General features: G+C 47.4%; 3 protein-coding genes. All 3 read right to left on the bottom strand.

Annotated features, from left to right (window positions below; all coding sequences use genetic code 11):
* Nucleotides 1–330: YdcP family protein (locus B5F18_RS12330; protein ID WP_087157932.1), on the bottom strand; the 330-nt coding region annotated here is incomplete at its 3' end.
* A gap of 16 nt (nucleotides 331–346) precedes the next feature.
* Nucleotides 347–673, bottom strand: coding sequence for a YdcP family protein (locus tag B5F18_RS12325; protein ID WP_087157931.1), 327 nt, complete (start codon nucleotides 671–673; stop codon nucleotides 347–349).
* 191 nt (nucleotides 674–864) lie between these two features.
* Nucleotides 865–2,289 (bottom strand): VaFE repeat-containing surface-anchored protein (locus tag B5F18_RS12320; protein WP_143468439.1); only part of this gene is annotated, 1,425 nt, incomplete at its 5' end.

Here is a 2,289-nt window from a genome sequence, read left to right as displayed (position 1 = left end):
GCCTTTATTTTTCAGTACAATGTCGTCTGCCTTGATGTACCACTCCACATCTGCCCCTCGGTAGTTGGCGTTTGCCACGGTATCGGCAACAGGGTTGATAAGCTCCACCTCTGCATTGTACGGATAGTCCTTGACAGGGATTTCCGCTGGGATAGATACCTGTATCGTGCGTTCCTGCTGACTGCACTTCAAGTCATAGGTTCTGCGTTTGATTTCCTCGCTGGTTGTCCCGTCCTCATTCTCTACTCGCACTTCATGTCTTAATGCGGAGAATTTCAAAACACCGAAAGTCTTTTCCTTATCTAATACAATTCCATTCGCTAATCTCATAATCTGTTATCCCCCTTTACTTGCTTTCCTCGGCTGGAAGCATATCGTCAGCGTTTAAAATATAGTTGGTGTAGCCACGACCTCGCACGTTCTTTCCCTCGGCGGTAATCTTAGGATTGACGAGCTTGACTTTCTGCTCATACTTGAAACGCTTTTCCCCAGCCTTTGCGGGAAGCACTACGATAATGTCGTCGGCTCTCTGAATGTCGGAATACAGGTTGTAGCTTCTCGTTACGGGGACAAAGCGACCATTGACACGCTGTTGCTCCACGTCATTTTCTCCTGCAAACTCCAAGTTACCAAAAGTCTGTGCCATGTCAGGCACGATATATTTTAATTTCATGTGTTCATACCTCATTTCTTTCTGTGATTGATATGTGGGGAGCTACACTCCCCACGCCCCTAGTGGACTGTTCTTTTCCGTTGATCTGCAAGCAGAAGAACAGAAAAGGAACAGTTTCGATTTTCATTTCCTGTTACAAGTCCATACGGCGGGGAACGTGATTTCTTCATCATCATAAGCAGACCACCCGATTAGGAACGTCTACGCTTGAAGAAGTATGTTCCTGCCACGCCTGCACCAGAGAGAACAAGAAGTCCTAAGAATAAGGCAATGTTTGTATTATCGCCTGTCTTTGGAGCGTCGCTTGTTTTTGTTGGTGTATCTGGTGTGGTCGGCTGTTCCGGCTCTGTTGGTTCTTCCGGCGTTTCTGGTACTTCTGTGATTGTCACCGTCTGCCCGTCGTCCTCAATGTCCTTATGCTCTGTAACCTTAGTCGGTTCGTCTGGATTGCTCAAATCGTATAATTCCTCAAAGGTCACAAGCTCTTTCCCGCCCAGCTTGGAAGCGTCGAATGTAAAGGCAATCTGGACTTCCATGCTTTCACTGTCGGCAGTAAAGGTATAGTCGTTCTCGACACGTTCACCATTGATGATAAGCTCGGCGTTTTCGTCCTTAATCATCTGCCAGCCTTTGAGCTGATACTTTGTGCCGATTTCCAATCCGTCAAGGGTAACAGTATCAATGATTGTCACGTCTTTTCCTGCTTCAATCTCTTTCTTTCCGTCCTCGCTGGTCGCTGTGGTATGGATAGAGATGATACGCTCTGTGATAAGCACCGTCTGTCCCTCGTCGTCAATGTCCTTGTGTTCTGCCACCTTTACAGGCTCGTCCTCATTGGAAAGGTCGTAAAGTTCCTCAAAGGTTACAAGGTTCTGACCGCCCAGAGAAGAAGCGTTGAACGTGTATTCTATTTCAATCTTCATTTCCTCGCTGTCGGCTGTGAATGTGTAATCACTTTCCACACGCTGTCCGTCGATAAGAAGCTCGGCGTTTTCCTCTTTCAACATCTGCCAGCCTTTCAACTGATACTTCGTACCTTTTTCCAGCCCGTCAAGCGTAACCGTGTCAATGATTGTTACCTCTTTGCCAGCCACGATAGACTTCTCGCCGTCCTTGCCTGTGGCTGTGGTATGGATAGAGATTTCTTTCTCGTATTCATCAGTCAGTGTCCCTAAGTCAACGGTCACATTGTTTCTGGACACCACGATTTCAAACGGCGGGATAAGCTCAAAGCCTTTGTTGCCCTCACAGCGTAATTCCTCAATGATATAGGTATCGTAAATCAAAGCACCTTTGCTGTCGTCTGGCTCGCTTGTTCCAAACCAGATACCGTCCTCGCTGGTCTTTCCTGCATTGGTGTTGTGCTTGTGGGAAGCCCAGTCGGAAGAAGTAGAGAACTGCCCGTTATCATCAGTTACGATAATATGGCTCTCACCTGTGGTCTTGCTTGTGATCCTAAACGGAACTCCCGCAAGACGCTGGTGTGTGCCAGCACCAATCTTGACACCCTCTAAGTCGCCACGCTTCACTTGATTGTAGATTGATGTGTCTGTCCCTGTAAGGTCAACGATTTTTCCGTCCTCTGTGATTTCAAATTCAATCGGTTTCGCCCCGTC

Source organism: Lachnoclostridium sp. An181 (assembly GCF_002160325.1).
Taxonomy (GTDB): Bacteria; Bacillota; Clostridia; order Lachnospirales; family Lachnospiraceae; genus An181.
The sequence above is the reverse complement of the archived record's forward strand: the minus strand, read 5'-3'. Positions and strand labels throughout refer to the sequence as shown.